This window comes from Streptomyces rectiviolaceus, from assembly GCF_039533825.1.
In the GTDB taxonomy this organism is placed as follows: Bacteria; Actinomycetota; Actinomycetes; order Streptomycetales; family Streptomycetaceae; genus Streptomyces; species Streptomyces rectiviolaceus.
Window position 1 is genome coordinate 1 of the sequence record NZ_BAAAUG010000193.1, and the last position, 3875, is coordinate 3875.

At 70.7% G+C, this 3875-nt stretch carries 5 protein-coding genes; 1 reads left to right on the forward strand and 4 read right to left on the reverse strand.

Annotated features, from left to right (window positions below):
• On the forward strand, nt 1-675 hold a 675-nt coding region (locus tag ABD378_RS39675), incomplete at its 5' end, for a TerD family protein (RefSeq protein ID WP_344529523.1).
• A 144-nt stretch (nt 676-819) separates the two neighbouring features.
• Here the strand turns inward: ABD378_RS39675 and ABD378_RS39680 are convergent.
• The 4 genes from ABD378_RS39680 to ABD378_RS39695 all read right to left on the reverse strand — a co-directional run.
• Nucleotides 820-1047, reverse strand: coding sequence for a CarD family transcriptional regulator (locus tag ABD378_RS39680; RefSeq protein WP_135329399.1), 228 nt, complete (start codon nt 1045-1047; stop codon nt 820-822).
• A gap of 192 nt (nt 1048-1239) precedes the next feature.
• Nucleotides 1240-2262 (reverse strand): 1-aminocyclopropane-1-carboxylate deaminase, encoded by a 1023-nt coding sequence (locus ABD378_RS39685; RefSeq protein WP_344529526.1) that lies wholly within the window; start codon nt 2260-2262, stop codon nt 1240-1242.
• An 18-nt stretch (nt 2263-2280) separates the two neighbouring features.
• Nucleotides 2281-2925 (reverse strand): GntR family transcriptional regulator, encoded by a 645-nt coding sequence (locus tag ABD378_RS39690; protein WP_344529528.1) that lies wholly within the window; start codon nt 2923-2925, stop codon nt 2281-2283.
• 114 nt (nt 2926-3039) lie between these two features.
• Nucleotides 3040-3875, reverse strand: an 836-nt coding sequence (locus tag ABD378_RS39695; RefSeq protein ID WP_344529530.1) for a TROVE domain-containing protein, incomplete at its 5' end; no start/stop codon positions are given.

Below are 3875 nucleotides of genomic sequence, written 5' to 3' on the forward strand. Positions count from 1 at the left end.
GTCCAGGGCCCGCCCCCGCCGGTCGCCGACCCCCGTCTCGCCGCCCCTGCCGCGCCCGCCGCTCCCCCGGCGCCCGCGGCCCCCGCGCCCGGTGCCGGGAAGATCAACCTGGACAAGGGCCGGGTCAACCTCCAGAAGAACCAGACGGTGTCCCTGGTCAAGGGCGGCAAGCCGCTGCTCTCGCAGGTCAAGATGGGCCTCGGCTGGGAGCCGGCGTACGGCGGCAAGGACATCGACCTGGACGCCTCGGTCATCGCGTACGGCCCGCAGCGCAACCACGTGGACAGCTGCTACTTCGGCAAGCTGTCGATCGTGAACGGCGCGATCAAGCACTCCGGCGACAACCTCACGGGTGAGGGCGGCGGTGACGACGAGGTGATCGTCGTGGACCTGGGCCGTCTGCCGCAGGACGTGACAGGCCTCGTCTTCACGGTGAACTCGTTCTCCGGCCAGAAGTTCACGCAGGTCGCCAAGGCGTACTGCCGTCTTCTGGACGCGGCGACGGGCGAGGAGCTGGTCCGCTTCGACCTCACCAACGCCGAGGCGCAGACGGGCGTCATGATGGCCAAGATGATCAAGCAGTTCACCGGAGAGTGGGAAATGACCGCCATGGGTGACTTCGTGAAGTCACGGACCGTGCGCGGAATGGTGAAGCCCGCGGCGCAGGCGCTGTAGCCACCTCGGACGCTCTCCGGACCCGCGTGAACACGCGCGGGGAGATGCAGGGGCGGTCGGGGGGAAGGGATGCGCCTTCCCCGCCGACCGCCCCTTGTCGTGCTCGCGGACGCGCCGTGAGGCGTACGTCAGGCGTACGTCAGGTCAGAGCTTGGCCAGCTTGGGGTAGGGACTCAGGAACCGTCCCTGGCGGCCGGCGAAGTCGATGACCACGGCTTCCTCGCCTTCGACTCCGACGATGCGTCCGAGTCCGTACTGGTCGTGCGAGACCCGGTCGCCCACGGCGAACTGCTCGATGGGCGGTGCGGGCGGCGGCGGAACGTTAAAGGGGCTGTTCGGCAGGTGGCGTCGGGTACCGGGGGGCCTCGTCATGTTCCGAGTATGCGCCCTCCGGACCCCGGCGCACCATGCTCCGACCTCACACGGTCCTCACATCGGCATCAAACCGACACACAAATGCACGTTCCCCGTAGCGGTACGTAGTTGTTCTGTGGCACCACGCGCACATGTGTGCCCCACCGGCTCCGTCAACCCCTGCCCCTCGGAAAGATCAGAGCCAGAAGATCAGAACAGGGCGCTGTAGGCGTTCAGGGCGGGCTGCCCGCCGAGGTGGGCGTACAGGACGGTCGCGTCGCGTGCTATCTCTCCCCTGTCGACCAGATCGATCATCCCGGCCATCGACTTCCCCTCGTAGACCGGGTCGGTCACCATGCCCTCCGTGCGGGCCGCGAGCCGCATCGCGTCGAGGGTCGCCTCGTCGGGGAGGCCGTAGGTTCCCGCGTGATAGCGCGCGTCAAGCTCGATGTCGGAGTCCTTCACCTCTCCCTGCACGCCGATGAGTTCGGCGGTTCCGCGCGTGATCCTGGCGATCTGCTCGTGGGTGCGGCCGGGATCGGCTGAGGCGTCGATGCCCAGGACGCGGCGGGGACGGGCGCCCTCCTCCGCGAGTGCGGCGAACCCCGCGACCATCCCCGCCTGCGTGGACCCGGTCACCGAGCAGACCACGACGGTGTCGAAGAAGACGCCCAACTCCTCTTCCTGCTCGGCCACTTCGTACGCCCAGCGCGCGAAGCCCAGGCCGCCGAGACGGTGCTCGGAGCAGCCCGCCGGGATCGCGTACGGCTTGCCGCCCGCCTCCTCGACCTCGCGCACCGCCTGCTCCCAGCTCTCCTTGATGCCGATGCCGAATCCGGCGCGTACGAGGCGTACGTCGGCGCCCGCGAGCCTGCTGATGAGGATGTTGCCGACTTTGTCGTAGACGGAGTCGGGCCAGTCGACCCAGCTCTCCTGGATCAGTACGCACTTGAGTCCCGCGCGGGCGGCGACGGCCGCGACCTGGCGGGTGTGGTTGGACTGGACGCCGCCGATCGACACGAGGGTGTCGCAGCCCTGCGCGAGCGCGTCGGCGACCAGGAACTCCAGCTTGCGCGTCTTGTTGCCGCCGTACGCGATGCCCGAGTTGCAGTCCTCCCGCTTGGCCCAGAGCGTGGCGCCGCCGAGGTGGTGGGTCAGGCGGTCCAGGGAGTGGACGGGTGAGGGGCCGAAGAGGAGGGGGTAGCGGGCGTAGGAGTCGAGAGGTGCGGACACGGGCGGCCTCCGGGGGTATCAGGGGTGGGCGAGTTCTTCCAGGACGCGCCAGATCTCCGTGGTGACGGCCACCGCCGCTTCCGGGTCGCCGTCCGCGCACGCGTCGATCAGCCGCTCGTGCAGTTCGGCGGAGCCGCAGGCCACGCCCTCGCCGAAGCGCTGCCTCTCCAGGCGGCGGATGAGGGGGGTGTAGCGGGTGATGGTGGCGGCGGCCGCGCGGTTGCCGCAGGCCGCGACGAGGACGCCGTGCAGCTCGTCGTCGGCCCGCAGGGCGCCCTCCACGTCGCCGGACGCGACGGCCGCCGCGAACCGGCGGTTGGACTCCCGCATCGCGTAGAGGTGCGCGGGCTCCAGGCGCGGCACCGCGCTGCGGGCCGCGAGTTCGTGCATGGCGCGGACGACGGCCGCGGCGTCCCTGACGCCGGCCGCGTCCAGCGGCGTCACACGGGTGTGGCTCTGCGGTTTGGACTCCAGGAGGCCTTCGTCGACGAGCCGCGAGAACGCCGCGCGGACCGGCGCGCGGGACAGGCCGAGCGACGCGGCCAGGTCAGCGTCCCGCACGACGCTGCCCGGCGGGATGTCCCCGCCGACGATCGCGTCACGGATCGATGCGTACGCCTGGTCCCTGAGGAGGGTGCGGCGCACCGGTTGCATGGCTCCCATGAACTGAAATGTTAGATACCAATTCCCGGCGTGGGCAAGGGCCTTGAGGGAACAGGAATCCGAGGGTGGGTGGGTCACGACGGGGCTTGCTCCGTCGTGACCCACCCACCTCCCTCACTTCCGCCCCCACGGCCAATCGCTCGAAGCCCCCGCTTCGAGCAGCGCCACCATCCGGAAAGCCGCGTCCGAAAGCCCGCCGAACACATGGCGGTTGCCCGTGCCCGACTCACCGTGGCCCACGCGGTAGCCCGCCAGGTTCCAGGTGTAGACCGGGATGTGCGCCGGGACCTGCTCGGTCGGGTCGCCGTGGTAGTTGTACGCCGCCTGCTCGTCGGTGACGATCAGGACGCGGTCGTGCTTCTTGTAGAAGCGGCGCACCGCCTCCGTGGTGTTCGTGCCGCCGAGGCTGCCGAAGCGCTCAAGGACCTTCAGGACGGACTCGCCCTCGCGGTACTTCACCCGCGCGCTGCCCGTACCGAACTCGACCAGGTCCGCGTCCGCCGCCCGCATCGCGAGCGCCGTGCCGAAGACCGCGGCCGCGTCCGCGCGGTTGAGCTGCGAGCGGTCCGAGAGCGGCGACCACATCGAGCCGGAGCGGTCGACCAGGATCAGCGAACGGCCCGGCAGCGCGGGCACGTTGGCCAGCGAGTGGCCGAGCGCCTGCTCCAGCGGGTACGCCCAGCGCAGCGACGGCGCGTGCTGGTACGCGGCGAGGTAGCGGAAGGGGAACTGCCGCGACCTCGCGACCTCCGCCGGGTCCGCGAGCTTCGCCGCGACGGCGCTCGCCACCTCGTCCGATACGCCCGCCTCGTCGAAGTTGCGCAGGTTGCGGGCCAGCGCCATCGCCCCCATGGAGGGAATGACCGCTTCCCAGGCCGCCCTGTCCATCGGCCCCTGCAGCCAGCCCGCCAGCGCCTCCCAGGTCATGCCCGCCGCGGCGAGCCGCTCCG